Here is a 22,470-nt window from a genome sequence, read left to right on the forward strand (position 1 = left end):
TGATAATGCAATTTTCAGCCGCAAGCATGGCGAATTGAGGAGTTTATGCGCTACTGGGGAAAAGTTGTGGGTCTGGCGGTGGGATTACTTTCCGGTGCAGGCTTTTGGGGTATTGTGATCGGTTTGATCATTGGCCATATGATTGACAAAGTTCGCGGCGCACAAGGCAAGGCTTACTTCTCGAATAATCAAACCCGACAAACGCTGTTTTTCAGCACCACCTTTCAGGTGATGGGCCATCTGACCAAGTCAAAAGGGCGCGTCACCGAAGCGGATATTCAGATTGCCTCGCTATTAATGGAGCGGATGCAGTTGCACGGCGAATCGCGTACTGCGGCTCAGCGCGCGTTCCGCGAAGGCAAGCAGGCCGATTATCCGCTGCGCAGCAAACTGCGTGAACTGCGCAGCGCCTGTTTCGGACGATTTGACCTGATTCGGATGTTTCTGGAGATTCAGATTCAGGCCGCCTTTGCTGACGGTTCACTGCATCCTAATGAGCGTCAGGTGCTCTACGTGATTGCGGAAGAGCTGGGAATATCGCGCGGTCAGTTCGATCAGTTCCTGCGGATGATGGAAGGCGGTCAGCAATTCGGCGGCGGTCAGCGTTCAGCCGGTGGTTTCCAGCAGGCGCAACGCGGACCGACGCTGGAAGATGCCTGTAGTGTACTGGGCGTAAAGAGCAGCGATGATGCCACCACCATCAAACGTGCCTACCGCAAGCTGATGACGGAACACCATCCCGATAAGCTGGTGGCCAAAGGGCTGCCGCCGGAGATGATGGAGATGGCGAAGCAGAAAGCGCAGGAAATTCAGGCCGCTTACGACCTGATCCGCAAAGAGAAAGGGTTTAAATAATCGCGCTGTTGTCGTGACGTCTCTCCTTAACCGGCTGACGTCACGGGCTGCCCGGCCGGTGATTAAAAGTCAGCGGGCTGGCGGAAGGTCATGAGGTTACCGAAAGCGGGATGGGTAATGGTCAGGGACTCAGCATGCAGCAACAGACGGGAAGCCATCGCTTTGGCCTCCGGATGCGCATAAAAGTTATCGCCCAGAATCGGATGCCCCAGCGCCAGTAAGTGTACCCGCAGCTGATGTGAACGGCCGGTAATCGGTTTCAGCGACACGCGTGCGCTGTTATCGGCGCGATACTCCAGCACCTGATATTCGGTCTGTGCGGCTTTGCCGGTCTCAAAGCAGACCTTCTGCTTCGGTCGGTTGGGCCAGTCGCAAATCAGCGGCAGATCAATCAGCCCCTTTTCCTCTGCCGGATGGCCCCAGATGCAGGCAACATAACGCTTAGCCGGCTCACGCTCCCGGAACTGCCGTTTCAGCTCACGCTCTGCCGCTTTGGTCAGCGCCACCACAATCACGCCGCTGGTGGCCATATCCAGCCGGTGCACCGACTCTGCCTGCGGGTAATCACGCTGGATCCGCGTCATCACGCTATCTTTATGTTCGTCCAGCCGGCCCGGCACTGAAAGCAGGCCGCTGGGCTTGTTCACCACCATGATGTGCGCATCCTGATAGAGAATGTGCAGCCAGGGTTCACGCGGTGGATTGTAGGGTTCCATACATCTTTCCAAAAATAAGGGGCCATGCGGCCCCTGAGCTTACTGGTGAGTCACCACAATCAGGCGCAGCGCGTCGAGACGCCAGTTAGCCTGATCGAGACTTTCCAGCACCTGCTGACGGTTACTTTCCAGCGCCTCGATTTCATCTTCACGAATGTTCGGGTTGACCGCTTTCAGCGCCTCCAGGCGGGAGAGCTCCGCACCCAGCTTCTCGTTCGCTTCTGCGCGGGCTGCATCAATCACCGCACGCGCTTCGCTGACTACGCTCTCTTCGCCCTGCGTCAGAATGGCGTGAACATCCTGCTGTACCGCGTTGACCAGCTTGCTGCCGGTATGGCGGTTAACGGCATTCAGCTGACGGTTGAAGCTTTCAAACTCCACTTTGCCCGCCAGGTTAGTACCGTTACGATCCAGCAGCAGACGGATCGGCGTCGGTGGCAGGAAGCGGGTCAGCTGCAGATGCTTCGGTGCCTGCGCTTCGACCACGTAGATCAGCTCGACCAGCAGCGTACCGACCGGCAGCGCCTTGTTCTTCAGCAGCGAGATGGCGCTGCTGCCGGTATCACCCGACAGGATCAGATCCAGACCATTGCGGATCAGCGGATGTTCCCAGGTAATGAACTGGGTATCTTCGCGTGACAGCGCCTGATCGCGGTTAAAGGTGATGGTACAGCCATCTTCCGGCAGGCCAGGGAAGTCGGGCACCAGCATATGATCGGATGGCGTCAGCACGATCAGGTTATCGCTGCGATCTTCCTGATTGATACCAACGATATCAAACAGGTTAAGCGCGAAGTTCACCAGGCCGGTATCATCGTCCTGATCAGCGATCGCATTCGCCAGCGCCTGAGCCGCGTCGCCGCCGTTGGAGTTCAGCTCCAGCAGGCGATCGCGTCCCTGTTCCAGTTGCAGTTTCAGGGCTTCGTGTTGCTTACGGCAGTCAGTGATAAAGGCATCGAAGCCGTCACTGTTTTCCGGTGCCGCCAGATAGTCGATCAGCTGCGAATGCACGCTGTCATAAATAGTGCGGCCGGTCGGGCAGGTATGTTCAAACGCATCCAGCCCTTCGTGATACCAGCGCAGTAACACCGCCTGTGCGGTCTTCTCCAGCCACGGCACCAGGATCTGGATATCATGCGCCTGACCGATGCGATCGAGACGACCGATACGCTGCTCCAGCAGATCCGGGTTAAACGGCAGATCAAACATCACCAGACGGCTGGCGAACTGGAAGTTACGGCCTTCTGAACCGATTTCTGAGCAGAGCAGCACCTGCGCGCCGTTCTCTTCCGAAGCAAACCACGCCGCAGCACGGTCACGTTCGATGATCGACAGACCCTCATGGAACACCGCCGCCCGGATACCTTCGCGCTCACGCAATACCTGCTCCAGTTGCAGCGCCGTGGCGGCCTTGGCGCAGATCACCAGCACTTTCTCTTTACGGTTGGTGGTGAGGTAACCCATCAGCCACTCCACGCGCGGATCGAAGTTCCACCAGGTGCCGCTGTCGCCTTCAAATTCCTGATAAATCTGCTCCGGATAGAGCAGGTCACGCGCGCGTTCTTCTGCGCTTTTACGTGCGCCCATAATGCCGGAGACTTTAATCGCCGTCTGATACTGTGCTGGCAGCGGCAGACGAATCTGGTGCAGTTCGCGTTTCGGGAAACCTTTGACGCCGTTACGGGTGTTACGGAACAGCACGCGGCTGGTGCCGTGGCGATCCATCAGCATCGAGATCAGCTCCTGACGCGCCTCCTGCTTGCCGTCACGATCGCTGTTGGCGACCTGCAGCAGCGGCTCAATATCCTGCTCGCCGACCAGATCGTTGATCCGGTTCATCTCCTGCTGCGAGACCGGCTGATCCGCCAGCAGCGCGGTCACCGCATCGGCAATCGGCCGGAAATGCTGCTGCTCTTCAACAAACGCGGCAAAGTCGTGGAAGCGATTGGGGTCGAGCAGGCGCAGACGGGCAAAGTGACTCTCCATTCCCAGCTGTTCCGGGGTTGCGGTTAACAGCAGGACGCCAGCGGTTTTTTCCGCCAGCTGCTCAATCACCTGATATTCGCGGCTCGGTGCGCCTTCCGACCACGCCAGATGGTGCGCTTCATCGACCACCAGCAGATCCCATTCGGCATCGGCCAGCAGTTCAAGACGCTGCTTGTTGCGGCGCACAAAGTCGAGCGAACAGATAATTAACTGTTCGGTTTCAAACGGATTATCGCTGTCGTGCTGGGCTTCGGTATAGCGATCGTCATCAAACAGCGCAAAGCGCAGGTTGAAACGGCGCAGCATCTCAACCAGCCACTGATGCTGCAGAGTTTCCGGCACTACGATTAACACCCGGTCGGCGCGTCCGGCCAGCAGCTGCTGCTGAATGATCATCCCGGCTTCAATGGTTTTACCCAACCCGACTTCATCCGCCAGCAGCACGCGTGGCGCGTGGCGACGGCCCACATCGTGGGCGATATGCAGCTGATGCGGGATCAGGTTGGTGCGCATGCCACGCAAACCGCTGATCGGCAGACGATATTGCTCACTCTGATATTTGCGGGCGCGGAAGCGCAGGGCGAAGCGGTCCATCCGGTCGAGCTGGCCGGCAAACAGACGATCCTGCGGCTTGCTGAAGACCAGCTTACTGTCGAGCATCACTTCGCGCAGCATCACGTCGCTTTCATCGGTATCAAGACGGGTGCCGATATAGGTCATCAGGTCATTTTCGTTGCGTACTTCATCGACGCGCATCTGCCAGCCTTCATGACTGGTGATGGTGTCACCCGGATTGAAGATGACGCGGGTAACAGGCGAATCGTTACGGGCGTAGAGGCGGTTTTCCCCGGTGGCCGGGAACAGCAGGGTGATCATACGGGTATCAACCGCCACCACCGTGCCCAGTCCCAGTTCACTTTCCGTATCACTAATCCAGCGCTGACCTAATGTAAAAACCATATATTTTTAGCTCGAATTTTAACGTTTTTAGAGGTGTTCCCGGATACTCAGGCAATAGGATTTCATCCAAACGAGCAGGTCTGGAGAGTCTCTCTTAGCGCGGTGAATATCAGGAAGGGCGCTATGGTACTGGATGGCAGGGCATTCGTCACCTGTCAAAAAAGACCCAGCTGCCCGGTAATCAGTGTAGCAAAGTCCCCTCCGACGAAAGGTAAAATCCCGTCGGCGACCGGTTGTAACTGCTTACTGACGTAGTGATCGTAATCCAGTGGCGTGGTTCGCGCCTCCAGTGGCTCCGGGCCAGCCGTCGCCATCACGTAACGAATCCGGCCGCCATTCTGGTACTGCAACGGCCGGTTTAATTTACGATTCTGCTCATCTGCCAGCCGGGCGGCACGGACGTGCGGCGGCACATTTCGTTCATACTCTTTCAGCGGACGGCGCAGGCGTTTTTTATAAATCAGCTGATCGTCAAGTTCACCGGCCAGCAGCTGCGCCACGGTGGCGCGGATATAGTCCTGCCACGGCTCACGATGGAAAATCCGGCTATAGAGCTGCTGCTGAAACTGCTGCGCCAGCGGCGTCCAGTCGGTACGTACCGACTCCAGCCCCTTGAACACCATGCGTTCGCCCGCCGCTTCACGGATCAGGCCGGCATAGCGTTTTTTACTGCCCTGTTCAGCGCCACGAATGGTAGGCATCAGAAAACGGCAGAAGTGATTTTCATACTCCAGCTCCAGCGCGCTGGTCAGACCCTGGGTCTGCTGCAGATGGTCACGCCACCAGGCGTTCACTTTTTGTGTCAGCTGCTGACCAATCGCTGCCGCATCCTGTTCATTGTGGGCCGATTTCAGCCAGACAAAGGTCGAGTCGGTATCGCCGTAAATCACATCGTAGCCTTCCGCCTCAATCAGCGTGCGGGTCTGCTGCATAATGGCGTGACCACGCATCGTAATCGAGGAGGCGAGGCGCGGATCGAAAAAGCGGCAGGCGCTGGTGCCGAGTACGCCATAAAACGCATTCATAATGATTTTCAGCGCCTGCGACAGTGGCTGGTTGCCCTGCTTTTTAGCGGCTTCGCGGCCCAGCCAGATCTGCTCGACGATAGCGGGCAGGCAGTGGGTATGACGTGAAAAGCGCGCCTCGCGAAAACCTTCCACCGAATCAACATCATCGGGGTGCGCCAGCCCTTCAACCAGCCCAACCGGATCGATCAGGAAGGTGCGGATAATCGACGGATAGAGGCTTTTGTAATCCAGCACCAGCACCGAGTCGTAAAGTCCCGGGCGCGAATCCATCACGTAACCGCCGGGGCTCGCTTCCGGCGCCACATCGCCGAGGTTCGGCGCGACAAAGCCGACCCGGTGCATGCGCGGAATATAAAGATGGCCAAACGCGGCGACCGAACCACCGTGCCGATCCACTGCCAGGCCGTTCACTGCCGCGCGTTCCAGCAAAAACGGCATGATCGCCGTTTTGTGGAAAATGCGCGTCACCAGTTCACAATCTTTCAGGTTATAGCGCGCCAGCGCCGGTTTATCGTTGGCGAAGCGCCAGTTGATCTCCTCCATGCGCTGCCACGGATTATCGATCGCCTTGCCTTCGCCCAGTAACTGCTGCGACACCGATTCCAGGCTGAATGACGGAAAATCCCAGAAGGCGGACTTTAGCGCGTCGATACCATCAATGATCAGGCGGCCGCTGGCCTGGGCGAAAAACACGCCGGGCTTGAAGCCGTGCTCACGCCACTCCAGTGCGCTGTTCTGCCGGCCCATGCGCAGCGGAATAGCGTAGCGATCGGCGTGTTTCTGCAACACCCGCAGGTCAAACTGCACCACGTTCCAGCCAATGATCACGTCGGGATCGTGCTCAGCGAACCACTGATTGAGTGCTTCAATCAGTTGCGGTCGGGTATCGAGGTAGATCAGCTCAAAATCGAGTGCGCTGGCATCGCCGTTCGCCGGACCGAGCATGTAGACCTGGCGCTGGCCGCAACCCTCCAGCCCGATGCAGTAAAGCTCACCGTGCTGGGTGGTTTCAATATCCAGCGAGACCCATTTGAGCGGTGGCCGATAGTCGGGATGCGGCTTCAGCCGGGCGTTCACCACGCTGTCGCCCTGCGCATTGCCATCAAACCAGACCGGGGCAGTAATAAAACGCTCCATCAGGTAGCGTTCCGGCGGGCGGATATCCGCTTCATAGACCGGAATGCCCTGTTCACGCAGCCGCTTTTCGATATGCTGCAGCTGGCGGTTCTGCCGGCAATAGAGCCCGAACACCGGGCGCTGGCGAAAATCTTTGAGTTCAAGCGGCTGGATGCGCAGCTGACGCTCATCCTTTAGCAGCTCGCTGACCTGAGACTGAAACTCACGCGGAATAAACGCCACTGACTCCTGAACCGGCAGCACCACGCGCTGGGCACCCTGATCGGTGGCGAGCCAGAGGATAATTTCACTGCCTTGCGGCGTATCGCGCCAGTGGCGGGTAAGCAGAAAACCTGCGCGGGGCCTATTCACATCGTCTCCAGACTCAGGATTTTTGATCGGTGAGAAAACCCGCTCAGTATAACATGGATATTTATACAGTTCCCGCCGCTGGGTTTTGTCAACATTGTCCTACAATTCTTGCCTTGACGCTGTGCGGCTGGCTCTGGACAATCCAGCCTTCTGCTTTTTCTAAGGAAGTTTATGGAAGCCTGGGTACAACACCTGTTTACGCAGTCGCTGGAGTGGGCGCTGTTTGCGGTAGCGCTGGTCACTTTTCTGGAATCGCTGGCGCTGGTCGGGCTGTTGCTGCCGGGTACCGTGCTGATGGCGAGTCTGGGTGCGCTGGTGGGCAGCGGACAGATTGGTCTTTATCCGGCCTGGGCGGCGGGCTTTGCCGGTTGCCTGATTGGTGACTGGGTTTCCTACGGTATCGGCTGGAAATTTCAGGGGCCGCTGCATCGCTGGAAGTATCTGCAAAAGTATAAAGGTTTGCTGGATAAAACCGAACACGCGCTGCATCAGCACAGCATGTTTACCATTCTGGTGGGGCGCTTTGTCGGGCCGACGCGTCCGCTGATCCCGCTGGCCGCGGGAATGCTGGAGCTGCCGGTACGTAAATTCCTGCCGCCAAACCTGATTGGCTGCATTCTGTGGCCGCCGCTCTATCTGCTGCCCGGTATTCTGGCAGGTGTGGCGGTGGATGTTCCCGAGGCGGCGCAGGGCGGCAACTTCAAGTGGCTGCTGCTGACGGCCGCGATTGTGGTGTGGCTGGGTGGCTGGCTGGGTGGCGCTGGTGGCGCAGTGGCAGGAAGCAGGATTGGGCGAGCGCGTATCTGCCGCCGGAACGGCTGCGCTGGCTGGGACCGCTGGGGCTGGCGGTCGCCATCGCCGCCTTCGTCGGCATTCAGTTTCATCCGATGATGCCGATTTTCCGTCACCTGCTGTGGCAGGTCTTTTTCGAATAATTTAGCGGCGCGGGATGCCCAGTACCTCAGCTTCCCGCGTCTCGCCCGACAGCAACTGTTGGGTCGCGCCATCCCAGTAAACCCGACCATCGACAATCACTACGCTGCGCGGCGCGATTTGCTGCGCATCTTCCAGGCTGTGTGACACCATCAGCAGCGTGATGCTGCGGGCTTCGCACACCGAGCGCACCAGTTGCAGCATTTCGCTGCGCAGCGCCGGGTCCAGCGCTGAAAAGGGCTCATCCAGCAGCAGCACCGGACGGTCACGCAGCAGGCAGCGCGCCAGTGCCACGCGCTGCCGTTGTCCACCTGACAGCTCGCCCGGCAGCCGCGTTAGCAGACCGCCCAGTCCCACCTGTTCGGCCAGCGCAGTCAGTTGCTGGCGCTGGTCCGCGTTCAGCTTCAACCCCGGATGCAGTCCCAGCGCCATGTTCTGCTGTACGCTGAGGTGCGGAAACAGATTGTTTTCCTGAAACAGCATGGAGACCGGCCGTCTGGCCGGTACGCTGTGGCTGTGGTCCTGTCCATCAATCATCAGCGTGCCCTGACGAATCGGCAGAAATCCGGCGATCAGGCTGAGCAACGTGCTTTTTCCCGCCCCGCTGGGTCCGAGGATCGCCAGCCGCTCGCCGCGTTCGGCGTGCAGGCTGAAGCGCATCGGCAGGTGCTGATAAAGGTAGGTGAGGTTATTCAGAGTCAGCATGGCGGCCCGGTAATTTTTCCATCAGGGTGAACAGCAACAAACAGAGTAGCAGCAGCAGCAGAGCGGTCACTGCGCCATCGGCGCCGCGATAGGCACCGATCTGTTGATAAAGGTAGAACGGTAGCGTGCGGAAGTCGGCGTTACCAAACAGCGCCACGACACCAAAATCACCAATCGACAGCACGCAGGCAAATGCCAGCGCCTGCGCCAGCGGACGTTTCAGCGCCCGCAGTTCTATCAACCGCAGCCGGTTCCAGCCGTGGATATCCAGTGACTCGCAGAGCCAGCCGTAGCGCCCGGCGATGTCACGCATCGGGTTCTCCAGCACTTTCAGCGCATAGGGAATGGCGATCAGCGCATTGGTGAAGATCACCAGCCCATCTGCTGAGTCCGGCAGGCCGACGGTGGCGTTAAACAGCAAAAAGAAACCGGTCGCCAGTACAATCCCTGGCATTGCCAGAATCAGCATCCCGCTGGTGTCAATCAGCTGCGCCGCGACCGGACGCTGGCGCAGGCGCAACTCGCGACTGCTCCACAGCAGCATCAGCGTCAGTATCACACAGAGCAGACCGGCACCCATCGCGATACGCAATGAGGTCAGTGTCGCCTGCCACAGTGCTGGCTCGGCCAGCGCGCCGCGCAGGCCGCCGTGCAAACCATCCACCACTACCGCCGCCAGCGGTGGCAACAGCAGCAGTAACGCCAGCACAATCAGCAGTCCATCGGTCAGCTGCGCCAGGCGCGAACCTGCGGATCGCGCCAGCCGCGAAGCTGGCTGGTGCCGACGGGAATCGCCTTGCTGAAACGCTGGCTGAGCAGCACCAGCGTCAGACAGCAGCCGAGCTGAATCAGCGCCAGCAGGGCGGCTCGTCCGGGATCGTAGTCATAACTGAGCGCCTGAAAAATCGCCAGTTCAATGGTGGTGGCCTGCGGCCCGCCGCCCAGCGACAGCACAGTGGCGAAGCTGGCGAAGCAGAGCATAAAGATCAGCGCGCCGGTCGGCAGCAGCTGACGACGCAGCCACGGCCACTCCAGCAACCGAAAGTGGTGCCAGCCGCGCAGATCGAGTTGCGCCGCCAGCTGGCGCTGTTCCGCCGGAATACTCTCCAGCGCCTGTAGCATCAGGCGCGTCGCCAGCGGCAGGTTGAAAAAGACGTGTGCCAGCAGAATGCCCTGCAGGCCATAAGGTGAGAAGTGGTAATCGATGCCCAACAGCTGACAAATCTGCGCCAGCCAGCCGACGCGGCCATAGACTGTCAGCAAGCCGAACACCGCCACCAGCACTGGCAGCACCAGCGTCATGGCGCACAGGCGCAGCACTAACTGACGGCCGGGAAAGCGGCGTCGATAGAGGGCGCGGGCCAGCGGCAGGGCAGGCAGCAACGACAGCAGGGCAGAGAGCAGCGCCTGACCAAAGGAAAAGGCGATAACATGGTGCAGATACGCGTCCTGCAACACGCTGAGCCAGTCGGTGACCGGCGCTGCATTCCACAGCGAGCCAAAGGCGAACAGCGCCACGCTGATTAACAGCAGCGTGGCGAGCGAACCGGAAATCAGCCAGCGTGGCATCAGCGGCTGACGGCGCGTTGCCACTGGCTAATCCAGCCTGAACGCTGGCTGGCGACCGCTTCCGGCGAGTATTGCAGTGCGGTGGCGGGCACCTTCAGAGTGGAAAATCCGGCGGGCAGGGGGGTGTTGATCACCGGATACATCCAGTTGCCGGTCGGGATGGTGTTCTGGAACGCGGGCGACACCATAAACTGCATGAACTGCTGCGCCAGTTTCGGCTGTTTGCTGCTGGCTAACTGTGCGGCGACCTCAACCTGCAGATAGTGCCTTCGGCAAACGGCGCGGCGGCGTAGTTCTCTTTTTTCTCTTCGATGATGTGGTAAGCAGGCGAGGTGGTATAGCTCAGCACCAGATCGCCTTCCCCTTTCAGGAACAGGCCATAGGCTTCACTCCAGCCCTTGGTGACGGTCACGGTTTTCTGCGCCAGCTTTTGCCACGCCTGCGGTGCCTGATCGCCATAGACTTTTTGCATCCACAGCAGCAGACCTAATCCTGGCGTACTGGTGCGCGGATCTTCGTAGATCACCCGCCATTTTTCCGGGCTCTCTACCAGCTCTTTCAGGCTTTTCGGCGGATTTTTCAGGCGGGTTTTGTCATAGACGAAGGCGAAATAGCCGTAGTCAAACGGGACAAAGGTGCTGTCATGCCAGCCGCCCGGTAGCGTCAGCTGCGCGGTATCGACCTGACTGGCGGCGAACAGGCCGGTTTTTGCGCCGCCTGCAGCAGGTTGTTATCCAGGCCCAGTACCAGATCGGCTTTGCTGTTTTTGCCTTCCATCCGCACGCGATTCAGCAGCGACACGCCATCTTCCAGCGTGACAAATTTCAGTTCGCAGCCGCATTGTGCTTCGAAGGCTTTTTTGATCGCCGGGCCAGGCCCCCAGTCAGCGGAGAAGGAGTCGTAGGTGTAAACCGTGAGCACCGGTTTAGCAGCCAGTACCGGGGTGGAGAGTAACAGCAGCAGTGGCAGAACTTTGTTTAACACTTTGCGCTCCTTCGGGAGAATAGGGGATGAGTCGCAAAGGATCTGAGCAGCAGGTCTCTCAAATCCCTACGTCGGTATTAACCGAATCAGGTTCGACGGGTCTTTCTCAGCCGCACGCGGCACCCCGTTGAGAACGTCACATTCTAGTCATTTCAGCCGCAGCGCGAAAGCGTTACAGCGCGGGCGGCGCAAACCAGGCAGATTTAAAATCGAACCAGCCCAGCGTATTCATCCTCACGCCACGCATACTGCGCTGGCCTTCCAGCAGCAGCCAGTGATGAAACAGCGGGTGCAGACCCGCCTCCTCCACTAACCGCTTACTCCATTCCGCCAGCGGCAGTGCCTTTTCGCGCCAGCGGGCGGCATCTGCCTGCCAGTCAATCGGCAGGCAGTGATGCAGCAGCGGGATCTCATAGAGCTGGGCAAACAGTGAGAAGGCCAGCGGCAGGGTGAAATTCACGCTGCCGAGCCAGATATCGCTGTCAGCCTCGCCCTGATGCCAGCATTCATAACTGACCTCGCGTGTTTCCAGCGTGACGCCTTGCTGCGCCAGCAGCGGACGCAGCGCATTGGCGATCCCTTCGTGTTCGACGTGCTGGCTATACCAGGTCAGCGTCAGATGGGTCAGACCGGGCGGCTTTTCTACCGGCGTCAGATCGCGCCGGTGATGCCAGCGCGGCAGCAGGCCATAGGCCGGAAACCAGTAGCGCTGATAGCCAACGCCTGCGTGATTGAGCAGGGCGATGGGATTAAACAGATAGCTGACCCAACGCCGTATCGCCTCGTCGCGGCCCTTTTCTGAGCGCTGATCAAACAGCAAATAGTAGCACCCCTCTTCGAGGCGGCTCTCTTCCTGGATCTCATCTGCGCCGTCGCCCTGCAGACGCACGCCCGCATAGACCAGCTCATCGCTGATATCCGGCAATACCCAGATAGAGACATCATCAATCAGGGCGCGAAAGCCGAAATAATCATCAAAGGCTTCAATCTTCAACTGACTTTCCTGATTGCGGATCACGCTGTAAGGGCCAGTGCCAATCGGCTGGCGGGCAAAGTCGCGTAGCGTTGGCCACTCGCGTGGCAGGATCATGGCGCTGACGCTGGCCAGCAACCAGGGTAACCAGTCATCGGGCTGGCTTAAGGTGATATCCAGCGTCCAGGGCGCGGGCGAGTCGATCTGCTGAATGTGGGAAAACAGCGGCTGCTGGCGCTGGCGTTCCAGCGAGTCGATCACGTCGGCCATCTCCAGCTCACGACCATGATGAAAGCGAATCGCCGGACGCAGAAAGAAGCGCCAGTGCAGCGGGGAGGTCTGCTGCCAGTGATGGGCGATATCGGCCTCGATTTCCCCGTTTTCCTCATTTATGCGCGTCAGGCCGTTGAAAATCTGGCGGGCAATATGGGTTTCGGAGCGGCGCAGGGCGGAGCCAGGTTGCAGATTAAGCAGCGGACGGTAATAAAGCACCCGCAGAATGTGTTTGCCCTGGCGAAAGCTGCGGCCCAGGTGAGCGCCAATCATCTGCCTGACCTGATTTTTATCGCCGACCAGCTGCACCAGCTGATCGATGCGATCCTGCTCCAGCAGATCCTCGGCGCGCTGCTGCTGTAGCGCCAGGCCGGTGTAGCAAAACGTGAGCTGCGAGCGCTTACCACGTCCGGCCTCAGCCTGCCAGATCAACCAGCCGGCAGCCTGCATCCGGTTGAGTAAATTACGCATGTGACGGCGCGAACAGTGCAGCAGGTCAGCCAGTTCGCTGAGGGTGATATCCTGCGTCTGACCCTGACAGCTTTGCCACAGGCGGATAAACTGCTGCTTCAGACGAGATGAGGACATAAAAGAGGAACTCCCTGTGAAAAGCGCTCTGTTTTTCTTGCCCCATTTTAAGGGCAAACTTTCCCTAATGGGAAGAGCGGGAGGCATTCAGCAATGAATGGCGTTCGACCCTCATGCCGCTGTTCAGCGGGATGCTTTTCTGAGTAGGGTGCATTTACACCGCCAGCAGATGATCTCTGCTGGCTTTTTCATGCTGCACGGTATCGTCTACCCTTCTTCTCTTCCCCTATTCATCCTGTAAGGGATTTCGGTATGAAATCGCTGTTAGCGCGGCAGCGCCGCATCAATCCGGTCTACCTCGCTTTTATGGTCGCCTCGTTCATGCTGGGTGTGGCCGGTGCGCTGCAGGCACCGACGCTCAGTTTGTTTTTAACCCGTGAGGTGCAGGCTCGCCCGTTCTGGGTCGGGCTGTTTTTCACCATCAACGCGGTGGCCGGTATTGTGGTGAGTATGCTGGTGGCGAAGCGATCGGACAGCGTCGGCGATCGTCGTAACATCATTCTGTTCTGCTGCCTGATGGCACTGGTCAATGCGCTGCTGTTTGCTTTTACCCGTCATTATCTGACGCTGATTACTCTCGGTGTGCTGCTGTCGGCGCTGGCCAGCGTTTCGATGCCGCAGCTGTTCGCGCTGGCGCGTGAATATGCTGACCAGTCGGCGCGGGAAGCGGTGATGTTCAGTTCAGTGATGCGTGCGCAGCTGTCGCTGGCGTGGGTGATCGGACCGCCGCTGTCATTCGCGCTGGCGCTGAACTACGGCTTCGTGACGCTGTTTATAGTGGCGGCAGCGCTGTTTCTGATCTGCATTCTGCTGGTGTGGTTTACCCTGCCGTCGGTACCGCGTGCCACACCGCTGCTGCAAAGCGGCGGTCTGCCGCTGACCGGCTGGCGGGACCGGGATGTGCGGCTGCTGTTCATCGCCTCGGTGACCATGTGGGCCTGCAACACCATGTATATCATCGATATGCCGCTCTACATCAGTACCACGCTGGGATTGCCGGAAAAGCTGGCCGGCCTGCTGATGGGCACCGCCGCCGGGCTGGAGATTCCGGTGATGCTGCTGGCCGGACATTATGCCCGCAAGGTGGGCAAACGGCGGCTAATGCTGCTGGCCGTGGCGGCAGGTGTGCTGTTCTACCTCGGGTTGGTATTATTCAATTCGCGGACCTCTTTAATGGTGTTACAGCTGTTTAATGCGGTCTTTGTCGGGATTATCGCCGGGATTGGCATGCTATGGTTTCAGGATTTAATGCCGGGGCGGCCAGGTGCGGCCACAACGATGTTCACTAACTCTATTTCGACCGGCATGATTCTGGCTGGGGTGATTCAGGGAACCCTGAGTGAGCGACTGGGGCATGAGGCGGTGTACTGGCTGGCGTTTGTGCTGGCGATAGTGGCTTTTGTGATGTCGGCGCGGGTACGGGATGTCTGACGCAGACAGGGCGACGGTCACGTCGCCCTGTTGGTTTATCAGCGCAGGTAGGCCGGCTGATTCTGCTCATACTGCGAGATTGATGCTTCGTGTTGCAGCGTCAGACCGATACTGTCGAGGCCGTTAATCATGCAGTGACGGCGGAAGCTGTCGAGCTCGAACGGATAGACTTTATCCCCCGCAGTGACCGTCTGGGCTTCCAGATCGACCGTAAAGCGAATGCCGGGTTGGGCCGCCACCAGTTTAAACATCTCATCCACTTCCTGTTCGCTTAATTTCACCGGCAGCAGCTGGTTATTGAAGCTGTTGCCGTAAAAAATGTCGGCGAAGCTCGGCGCAATCACCACGTGGAAACCGAAATCGGTCAGCGCCCAGGGCGCATGCTCACGTGATGAGCCGCAGCCGAAGTTTTCGCGCGCCAGCAGAATGCTGGTGCCTTTAAACTCCGGCTTGTTGAGCACAAAGCCCGGTGTCGGCACCGTGCCGGCATCATCTTCAAAGCGCCAGTCGTGGAACAGATGCTGGCCGAAGCCGGTACGGGTCACTTTCTGTAAAAACTGCTTAGGAATGATGGCGTCAGTATCAACGTTAGCCGCATCCAGTGGCGCAACGATGCCGGTGTGTTGGGTAAATTTATTCGCCATGACTCAGGCTCCTGTCAGTTGACGGATGTCAGCAAAATGGCCGGTGACGGCCGCCGCCGCCGCCATTGCCGGGCTGACCAGATGCGTCCGGCCACCGCGGCCCTGACGACCTTCAAAATTGCGGTTGCTGGTTGAGGCGCAGCGCTCGCCCGGATTCAGGCGGTCGTTGTTCATCGCCAGGCACATTGAGCAGCCTGGCAGACGCCATTCAAAACCGGCCTCGAGGAAAATTTTATCCAGACCTTCCGCTTCGGCCTGCGCTTTGACCGGGCCGGAACCTGGCACCACCATGGCGATCACGCCTGGCGCAACTTTACGGCCTTTGGCGATGGCGGCTGCGGCACGCAGATCTTCAATGCGTGAGTTGGTGCAGGAGCCGATAAAGACTTTATCAATCGCCACATCGGTCAGCTTAATGCCCGGCTGCAGGTTCATGTAGGCCAGCGCTTTTTCCGCTGAAGCACGCTCGACCGGATCGGCGAACGAGGCCGGATTCGGGATCACCTGATCGACGGCGATCACCTGACCCGGATTGGTACCCCAGGTGACCTGAGGTGCAATCTCTTCTGCGTGCAGGGTGACGACCGCATCAAATTTTGCGCCTTCATCTGACTTCAGCGTGCGCCAGTAAGCGACTGCCTGTTCCCATTTCTCATCTTTCGGCGAGAACTGACGGCCTTTCAGGTAGTTGAAAGTGGTGTCATCCGGCGCAACCAGGCCCGCTTTGGCACCCATCTCAATCGCCATATTACACAGGGTCATGCGGCCTTCCATGCTCAGCGCTTCAATCGCCGGACCGCAGAACTCCACCACATGACCGGTACCGCCCGCGCTGCCGGTTTTACCGATAATCGCCAGCACGATATCTTTGGCGGTAATGCCGGTTGCCGCTTCGCCCAGCACTTCAATTTTCATGGTTTTCGCCCGACCCTGTTTCAGGGTCTGAGTAGCGAACACATGTTCCACTTCCGAGGTGCCGATACCAAAGGCCAGCGAGCCAAACGCGCCATGAGTAGCGGTGTGGGAGTCACCACAGACGATGGTCATGCCCGGCAGCGTCATGCCCTGCTCAGGACCGATAACGTGGACAATGCCCTGGAACGGGTGGTTCAGGTCATAGAGCTGGACGCCAAACTCGGCGCAGTTTTTCATCAGCTCCTGCATCTGGATACGGGCCATCTCACCCGATGCATTGATGTCTTTGGTCTGGGTAGAGACGTTGTGATCCATGGTGGCGAAGGTTTTTTCGGGCTGACGAACTTTACGTCCGTGCGCACGCAGCCCGTCAAACGCCTGCGGCGATGTCACTTCATGGATCAGATGGCGATCGATGTAGAGTAACGGCGTTTCGTTTGGCGCTTCGTGGACGACATGTGCATCAAATAACTTCTGGTATAAGGTTTTCATTATTTTATTTTTCCTCGGCGATAAAGCGGGCAATGATGCTGCCCATCTCATCTGTGCTGACCGCAGGGCCGTCACCGGCTAAATCTTTGGTGCGGTAACCCTCTTCCAGCGCCCGGCTGATGGCGCGCTCAATACTATCAGCGGCGTCATCGGCATTCAGGCTATAACGCAGCAGCAGCGCCAGTGACAGGATCTGCGCCACCGGGTTAGCGATGTTCTGACCGGCGATATCGGGCGCAGAGCCGCCCGCCGGTTCAAACAGACCAAAACCCTCTTCGTTCAGGCTGGCGGAAGGCAGCATGCCCATTGAACCGGTGATCATCGCGCACTCATCAGAGAGAATGTCGCCGAACAGGTTAGAGCAGAGCAGTACATCAAACTGCGACGGATCTTTGATCAGCTGCATGGTGGCATTGTCGATGTACATGTGGCTCAGCTCGACATCCGGGTACTCTCTGGCGATCTCATTGACAATCTCACGCCACATGACTGAGGTCTGTAGCACGTTGGCTTTGTCGATGGAGGTTACTTTGTGACGACGCTTGCGCGCTGACTCAAAGGCGATGCGGGCGATGCGTTCGATTTCGAAGCGGTGGTAAACTTCCGTATCAAATGCCCGCTCGTGCGGACCGCTGCCTTCACGACCTTTCGGCTGGCCGAAATAGATGCCGCCGGTCAGTTCGCGCACGCACAGAATATCGAAACCTTTAGCGGCAATGTCGCTGCGCAGCGGACAAAAAGCTTCCAGCCCGCTGTAGAGCGCCGCCGGACGCAGGTTGCTGAACAGACGGAAATGTTTACGCAGCGGCAGCAGCGCACCGCGCTCAGGCTGCGAGGCGGGTGGCAGGTGTTCCCACTTAGGTCCGCCAACCGAACCGAACAGAATGGCATCCGCCTGCTCACAGCCCGCGACGGTGGCCGGGGGTAACGGTTCGCCATGCTGGTCGATGGCGATGCCGCCGACCGCGTATTCGCTGGTGGTGATGCGCATGTCGAAGCGCTGACGAATCGCGTCTAACACTTTCATCGCCTGCGCCATCACTTCAGGGCCGATACCGTCACCCGGTAACACTGCGATATGGGAAGAACTGGACATAGTTATACCGTTTCCTTCTGATCTTTAAATTTGCGCTGCAATTCTTGTTCAACCTGTCTGGCGCGCCAGATATTGTTCAGGGCGTTCACCATCGCTTTGGCGGAGGATTCCACGATATCGGTCGCCAGACCCACGCCGTGGAACTTACGGCCGTTGTAGCTCACTACAATGTCTACCTGACCCAGCGCATTTTCGCCGTGGCCTTTGGCGGTCAGCTTGTAGTTCACCAGCTCTGCATCCAGCTGGGTGATGCGATTGATCGCCTGGTAGACGGCATCAACCGGGCCATTGCCGGTCGCGGCATCCGATTTTGTCTCGTCGCCACAGCCCAGATTTACTGAGGCGGTGGCGGTAATGCTGGAGCCGGTCTGGACGTTGAATTCGTGCAGCTGGAAATGTTCCGGTTCTTCATTCTGTTTATTGATAAAGGCCAGCGCTTCCAGATCGTAATCAAACACCTGACCTTTTTTATCAGCCAGCTTCAGGAAGGCGTCGTACAGGGTATCCAGGTTGTAATCAGACTCTGCGTAGCCCATCTCTTCCATGCGGTGTTTGACCGCCGCACGGCCTGAACGCGAGGTCAGGTTGAGCTGGATTTTGTGCAGGCCAATCGATTCAGGCGTCAGGATTTCATAGTTCTCGCGGTTCTTCAGTACGCCATCCTGGTGAATGCCGGAGGAGTGGGCGAAGGCGTTGGAGCCGACCACCGCTTTGTTCGCCGGGATCGGCATATTGCAGATCTGGCTGACCATCTGGCTGGTGCGGTAGATTTCCTGATGATTGATGTTGGTGTGGACATTCATGATCTGCTGGCGGGTTTTGATCGCCATGATCACCTCTTCCAGCGCACAGTTACCGGCACGCTCGCCCAGGCCGTTCAGCGTGCCTTCAACCTGACGGGCACCCGCCTGCACGGCGGCGAGGGCGTTACCGGTCGCCATGCCCAGATCATCATGGGTATGCACCGACAGAATCGCTTTATCAATGTTTGGCACGCGCTGAGTTAACTGGCTGATGATGTGCGCATATTCGCCTGGCAGGGTATAGCCAACGGTGTCGGGGATGTTGATAGTGCGGGCACCGGCGTTAATCGCCGCTTCCACCATCCGGCACAGATCGTCAATCGGCGTACGGCCACCGTCTTCACAGGAAAACTCAACGTCATCAGTGTAATTGCGGGCGCGTTTCACCATCTTCACCGCACGCTCAATCACCTCAGGCAGCGTACTGCGCAGTTTAGTGGCGATGTGCATCGGCGATGTCGCGATAAAAGTATGAATACGGAAGGCTTCGGCAACACGCAGTGATTCGTAAGCGGCGTCGATATCTTTCTCTACACAGCGCGCCAGACCGCAAACCCGGCTGTTTTTAATGGTACGTGCAATGGTCTGTACGGATTCAAAATCACCGGGAGAAGAGACCGGAAAACCGACCTCCATAACGTCAACGCCCATGCGCTCCAGCGCTAATGCGATCTGCAATTTTTCTTTCACACTCAGGCTGGCCTGTAATGCCTGCTCACCGTCACGCAGAGTGGTATCGAAAATAATAACTTGCTGGCTCATCGTAATCATCCTTATGCATTTCTTGCCTTGCAACGAGCATAAAAAAACCCGCGACAGGCGCGGGTTTTTAACTTTCAGCAGGTTTGAATCAGTGTTTGATTCCGCCCACAAGTCTACCGCGCAAACTGAATGCGTTTAGTAGTAGACCGAGTAGGCGAGAAGAACGAAACATGGATTCAAACCTCATAAAATTTTGTGCTGCACATATTGGTACTGGAATCTTCCGGGGATGTCAACCTTGAATGAAAGGCTATTTTTTGCGGCGATTAAGGAAAATATTCTGTCAGATATCGGTGAAGCAGCGTATTGAACAACAGAGCAGGCGGTGCGGGTTAAAACGGACGCTCGCGGGCGGTGTGGTGATGCTCGATTATTTCATAATTAATTGAAAATTAATGATTATTTTATTTATTAGTCACGCGGAGTGGAGAGTTTTATTTTCGCCTGTTCAGCATAATCGTATGAACTTTAATGGTTTTAAGGTTAATTACGCCAGAAAAGAAAAGAGACAGGAAATTGTGGGCTGTGTCAGGCGGCAATAACTTTTCGCTATTTCTTAGATCGCGCTGAAAATAATTTCATCGCCAGCATTTTCCTCTGCGGTTCTGCGGCGTAATTAGTTTAATCGGCGTAGCCCATTCTTATCGCGCAGAGCCTTTACGTTCGCCGGGTTTAATTTACGCGCGTTTGCGGTTTGCCTGCCAGGTTAACTGCGGTTATGGTAATCGACCTACTCTCAAAACAATGAACTCAACAGAATTCTCTGTATCCGGACAGCGGAATGCGTTTCCGTCGTGCGGGCATAAACATAAGGTTTTGATCTTACATTGGCAAAGAAGGCATCGGGATGACGTAACGCGCAAGGCACGTTAGCGCAGCCCGGTCCTCACGCCTGGAGGCAGAAGATGGAGATGTTGTCAGGAGCCGAAATGGTCGTCCGTTCGTTAATCGATCAGGGCGTTAAGCAGGTATTCGGTTATCCGGGTGGTGCGGTATTAGATATTTACGACGCGCTGCAAACTGTCGGAGGTATCGACCACGTTCTGGTGCGCCATGAACAGGGCGCGGTGCATATGGCGGATGGCCTGGCGCGCGCGACCGGCGAAGTCGGCGTGGTGCTGGTGACGTCCGGACCCGGTGCTACCAATGCGATTACCGGTATCGCGACCGCCTACATGGATTCCATCCCGCTGGTGATTCTATCGGGCCAGGTGCCATCGTCGCTGATCGGTTATGACGCCTTTCAGGAGTGCGACATGGTCGGCATCTCCCGTCCGGTGGTGAAACACAGCTTCCTGGTGAAAAACACTGAAGAGATCCCGACGGTACTGAAAAAGGCGTTCTGGCTGGCCTCCAGCGGACGTCCGGGACCGGTGGTGATCGATCTGCCGAAGGACATCCTGAATCCGGCCAACAAACTGCCTTATCACTGGCCGGAAGAAGTGAGCATGCGCTCTTATAACCCGACGATTCAGGGGCATAAAGGGCAGATCAAACGCGCACTGAATACGCTGCTGGCAGCGCACAAACCGGTGATGTATGTCGGCGGTGGAGCCATCACCGCAGGCTGTGAGGCGGAGCTGCTGCAGCTGGCGGAGAGTCTGAATATTCCGGTGACCACCTCGCTGATGGGACTGGGTGCGTTTCCTGGCACTCATCGCCAGTGCGTGGGGATGCTGGGGATGCACGGCACTTACGAAGCCAACATGACGATGCACAACGCTGACCTGATTTTTGGCGTCGGGGTGCGCTTTGATGACCGAACCACCAACAACCTGGCAAAATATTGCCCGGATGCCACGGTGATGCACATCGATATCGATCCGACCTCTATCTCGAAAACGGTGGCGGCCGATATCCCGATCGTCGGCGATGCCCGGCAGGTGCTGCAGCAGATGCTGGAGCTGCTGGCGCAAACCGACAGCAAACAACCGCTCGACAGCCTGCGTGACTGGTGGCAGTCGATAGAGGGCTGGCGCAGTCGTCACTGCCTGGAATTTGATCGCACCAGTGCGAAAATCAAGCCGCAGGCAGTGATTGAAACCATCTGTCGACTGACCAAAGGCGACGCCTATGTCACCTCTGATGTCGGTCAGCATCAGATGTTCGCGGCGCTGTATTACCCGTTTGATAAGCCACGTCGCTGGATCAACTCCGGTGGCCTCGGCACCATGGGCTTTGGCCTGCCGGCCGCGCTGGGCGTGAAAATGGCGTTGCCGGATGAGACGGTCATCTGCGTCACCGGTGACGGCAGTATCCAGATGAACATTCAGGAGCTCTCCACCGCGCTGCAGTACAACCTGCCGGTGCTGGTGCTGAACCTCAACAACCGTTTCCTCGGCATGGTGAAACAGTGGCAGGATATGATCTACTCCGGCCGCCACTCCCAGTCCTATATGGAGTCGCTGCCCGATTTTGTCCGTCTGGCTGAAGCCTATGGTCATGTGGGGATCGCCATAGAGCATCCGGCTGAGCTGGAAGAGAAGCTGGTGCTGGCGCTGGAAACACTGGCGCAGGGACGGCTGGTGTTTGTGGATGTCACCGTTGACGGCAGCGAACACGTCTACCCGATGCAGATTCGCGGTGGCAGCATGGATGAGATGTGGTTAAGCAAAACGGAGAGGACATAATTATGCGTCGCATTTTATCGGTTCTGCTGGAGAACGAATCCGGCGCATTATCCCGCGTCGTCGGCCTGTTCTCACAGCGCGGATACAACATCGAAAGTCTGACCGTTGCGCCAACCGACGATCCGACCCTGTCGCGGATGACCATTCAGACGGTCGGCGATCAGAAGGTGCTGGAGCAGATTGAGAAGCAGCTGCACAAGCTGGTGGACGTGCTGCGCGTCACCGAACTGGGGCAGGGCGCTTACGTTGAGCGCGAGATCATGCTGGTGAAGATTCAGGCCAGTGGCTATGGCCGGGAAGAGGTAAAGCGCAACGCGGAGATCTTCCGGGGTCAGATCATCGATGTCACGCCCACGCTGTACACGGTTCAGCTGGCGGGCACCAGTGATAAACTGGATGCTTTCCTGACGACGGTACGCGATGTGGCGGAGATTGTTGAAGTGGCGCGCTCCGGTATCGTCGGCGTATCACGCGGCGATCGCATCATGCGTTAATCACGCAACGTCATCACTCAGGATGTCTCTAACCCGGCGAAATGCCGGGTTTTTTTATTTTTTATGCGCCAGGCGGGTTACATTCAGAAAAGCGGTTGCTCCGCGCACTTTTCTGCTGTTAGATGATAACCATGAGTTGTCCATA

14 protein-coding genes, 3 pseudogenes and 1 riboswitch are annotated in these 22,470 nt (G+C 57.7%); of the genes and pseudogenes, 5 read left to right on the forward strand and 12 right to left on the reverse strand.

Annotation, left to right across the window (positions count from 1 at the left end; translation table 11 throughout):
* The first annotated feature begins 45 nt into the window (after window positions 1-45).
* Window positions 46-855, forward strand: a complete 810-nt coding sequence (djlA, locus tag HA41_RS01330) for a co-chaperone DjlA (RefSeq protein ID WP_094119243.1) — start codon at window positions 46-48, stop codon at window positions 853-855.
* Between the two features lie 62 nt (window positions 856-917).
* Here djlA and rluA read toward each other — a convergent pair whose 3' ends face one another.
* The 3 genes from rluA to polB all read right to left on the reverse strand — a co-directional run bounded on the left by rluA (window position 918) and on the right by polB (window position 7,033).
* The gene (gene rluA / locus HA41_RS01335) at window positions 918-1,571 is read right to left on the reverse strand and encodes a bifunctional tRNA pseudouridine(32) synthase/23S rRNA pseudouridine(746) synthase RluA (protein WP_094119244.1); all 654 of its coding nucleotides are present in this window, start codon (window positions 1,569-1,571) and stop codon (window positions 918-920) included.
* Between the two features lie 39 nt (window positions 1,572-1,610).
* A complete protein-coding gene (rapA, locus tag HA41_RS01340) occupies window positions 1,611-4,517 on the reverse strand; it encodes an RNA polymerase-associated protein RapA (RefSeq protein WP_094119245.1) in 2,907 nt (968 codons plus the stop codon).
* A gap of 155 nt (window positions 4,518-4,672) precedes the next feature.
* On the reverse strand, window positions 4,673-7,033 hold the full coding sequence (gene polB, locus HA41_RS01345; protein WP_094119246.1) for a DNA polymerase II: 2,361 nt from the start codon (window positions 7,031-7,033) through the stop codon (window positions 4,673-4,675).
* Between the two features lie 171 nt (window positions 7,034-7,204).
* On the opposite strand from polB, the pseudogene HA41_RS01350 reads away from it, so the two are divergent.
* A pseudogene (locus tag HA41_RS01350) lies at window positions 7,205-7,968 on the forward strand (DedA family protein).
* A 1-nt stretch (window position 7,969) separates the two neighbouring features.
* Here the strand turns inward: HA41_RS01350 and thiQ are convergent.
* From thiQ to sgrR, 4 genes and pseudogenes are all read right to left on the reverse strand, one after another.
* Window positions 7,970-8,671, reverse strand: coding sequence for a thiamine ABC transporter ATP-binding protein ThiQ (gene thiQ / locus HA41_RS01355; RefSeq protein ID WP_094119247.1), 702 nt, complete (start codon window positions 8,669-8,671; stop codon window positions 7,970-7,972).
* Window positions 8,655-10,264 (reverse strand): annotated as a pseudogene (thiP, locus tag HA41_RS01360) (thiamine/thiamine pyrophosphate ABC transporter permease ThiP). Before thiP ends, thiQ begins: the two are co-directional and overlap by 17 nt.
* Window positions 10,240-11,224: pseudogene (thiB, locus tag HA41_RS01365) on the reverse strand (thiamine ABC transporter substrate binding subunit). Before thiB ends, thiP begins: the two co-directional pseudogenes overlap by 25 nt.
* A 45-nt stretch (window positions 11,225-11,269) precedes the next feature.
* Window positions 11,270-11,361, reverse strand: a riboswitch (TPP riboswitch).
* 35 nt (window positions 11,362-11,396) lie between these two features.
* Complete coding sequence (gene sgrR, locus HA41_RS01370) at window positions 11,397-13,058, reverse strand: HTH-type transcriptional regulator SgrR (protein WP_094119248.1); 1,662 nt, start codon at window positions 13,056-13,058, stop codon at window positions 11,397-11,399.
* A gap of 252 nt (window positions 13,059-13,310) precedes the next feature.
* On the opposite strand from sgrR, the gene HA41_RS01375 reads away from it, so the two are divergent.
* On the forward strand, window positions 13,311-14,489 hold the full coding sequence (locus HA41_RS01375; protein ID WP_094119249.1) for an MFS transporter: 1,179 nt from the start codon (window positions 13,311-13,313) through the stop codon (window positions 14,487-14,489).
* Window positions 14,490-14,527: 38 nt separating this feature from the next.
* Here HA41_RS01375 and leuD read toward each other — a convergent pair whose 3' ends face one another.
* From leuD to leuL, 5 genes are all read right to left on the reverse strand, one after another.
* Window positions 14,528-15,133: a 3-isopropylmalate dehydratase small subunit gene (gene leuD / locus HA41_RS01380; protein WP_094119250.1), complete on the reverse strand. Its 606-nt coding sequence runs from the start codon at window positions 15,131-15,133 to the stop codon at window positions 14,528-14,530.
* Between the two features lie 3 nt (window positions 15,134-15,136).
* Window positions 15,137-16,540: a 3-isopropylmalate dehydratase large subunit gene (leuC, locus tag HA41_RS01385; RefSeq protein ID WP_094119251.1), complete on the reverse strand. Its 1,404-nt coding sequence runs from the start codon at window positions 16,538-16,540 to the stop codon at window positions 15,137-15,139.
* Between the two features lie 4 nt (window positions 16,541-16,544).
* Entirely contained in the window at window positions 16,545-17,636 is a 1,092-nt protein-coding gene (gene leuB / locus HA41_RS01390) for a 3-isopropylmalate dehydrogenase (RefSeq protein ID WP_094119252.1), read from the reverse strand.
* A 2-nt stretch (window positions 17,637-17,638) separates the two neighbouring features.
* A complete protein-coding gene (gene leuA / locus HA41_RS01395; protein ID WP_094119253.1) occupies window positions 17,639-19,201 on the reverse strand; it encodes a 2-isopropylmalate synthase in 1,563 nt (520 codons plus the stop codon).
* Window positions 19,202-19,289: 88 nt separating this feature from the next.
* Complete coding sequence (gene leuL, locus HA41_RS21625; protein ID WP_193387671.1) at window positions 19,290-19,388, reverse strand: leu operon leader peptide; 99 nt, start codon at window positions 19,386-19,388, stop codon at window positions 19,290-19,292.
* 718 nt (window positions 19,389-20,106) lie between these two features.
* On the opposite strand from leuL, the gene ilvI reads away from it, so the two are divergent.
* Both ilvI and ilvN read left to right on the forward strand, forming a co-directional pair.
* Entirely contained in the window at window positions 20,107-21,831 is a 1,725-nt protein-coding gene (gene ilvI, locus HA41_RS01400; protein WP_094119254.1) for an acetolactate synthase 3 large subunit, read from the forward strand.
* Window positions 21,832-21,833: 2 nt separating this feature from the next.
* Window positions 21,834-22,325: an acetolactate synthase small subunit gene (ilvN, locus tag HA41_RS01405; RefSeq protein ID WP_094119255.1), complete on the forward strand. Its 492-nt coding sequence runs from the start codon at window positions 21,834-21,836 to the stop codon at window positions 22,323-22,325.
* Window positions 22,326-22,470 lie beyond the last annotated feature (145 nt).

Source organism: Pantoea conspicua (genome assembly GCF_002095315.1).
Classification (GTDB): domain Bacteria; phylum Pseudomonadota; class Gammaproteobacteria; order Enterobacterales; family Enterobacteriaceae; genus Pantoea; species Pantoea conspicua.

Bases quoted from the DNA above. Each gene is read 5' to 3' on its own strand.
- leuL (WP_193387671.1), bottom strand. From the start codon at position 19,388: ATGAGGTTTGAATCCATGTTTCGTTCTTCTCGCCTACTCGGTCTACTA.
- rapA (WP_094119245.1), bottom strand. From the start codon at position 4,517: ATGGTTTTTACATTAGGTCAGCGCTGGATTAGTGATACGGAAAGTGAA.
- thiQ (WP_094119247.1), bottom strand. From the start codon at position 8,671: ATGCTGACTCTGAATAACCTCACCTACCTTTATCAGCACCTGCCGATG.
- HA41_RS01375 (WP_094119249.1), top strand. From the start codon at position 13,311: ATGAAATCGCTGTTAGCGCGGCAGCGCCGCATCAATCCGGTCTACCTC.
- rluA (WP_094119244.1), bottom strand. From the start codon at position 1,571: ATGGAACCCTACAATCCACCGCGTGAACCCTGGCTGCACATTCTCTAT.
- leuD (WP_094119250.1), bottom strand. From the start codon at position 15,133: ATGGCGAATAAATTTACCCAACACACCGGCATCGTTGCGCCACTGGAT.
- djlA (WP_094119243.1), top strand. From the start codon at position 46: ATGCGCTACTGGGGAAAAGTTGTGGGTCTGGCGGTGGGATTACTTTCC.
- leuC (WP_094119251.1), bottom strand. From the start codon at position 16,540: ATGAAAACCTTATACCAGAAGTTATTTGATGCACATGTCGTCCACGAA.
- sgrR (WP_094119248.1), bottom strand. From the start codon at position 13,058: ATGTCCTCATCTCGTCTGAAGCAGCAGTTTATCCGCCTGTGGCAAAGC.
- leuA (WP_094119253.1), bottom strand. From the start codon at position 19,201: ATGAGCCAGCAAGTTATTATTTTCGATACCACTCTGCGTGACGGTGAG.
- ilvN (WP_094119255.1), top strand. From the start codon at position 21,834: ATGCGTCGCATTTTATCGGTTCTGCTGGAGAACGAATCCGGCGCATTA.
- ilvI (WP_094119254.1), top strand. From the start codon at position 20,107: ATGGAGATGTTGTCAGGAGCCGAAATGGTCGTCCGTTCGTTAATCGAT.
- leuB (WP_094119252.1), bottom strand. From the start codon at position 17,636: ATGTCCAGTTCTTCCCATATCGCAGTGTTACCGGGTGACGGTATCGGC.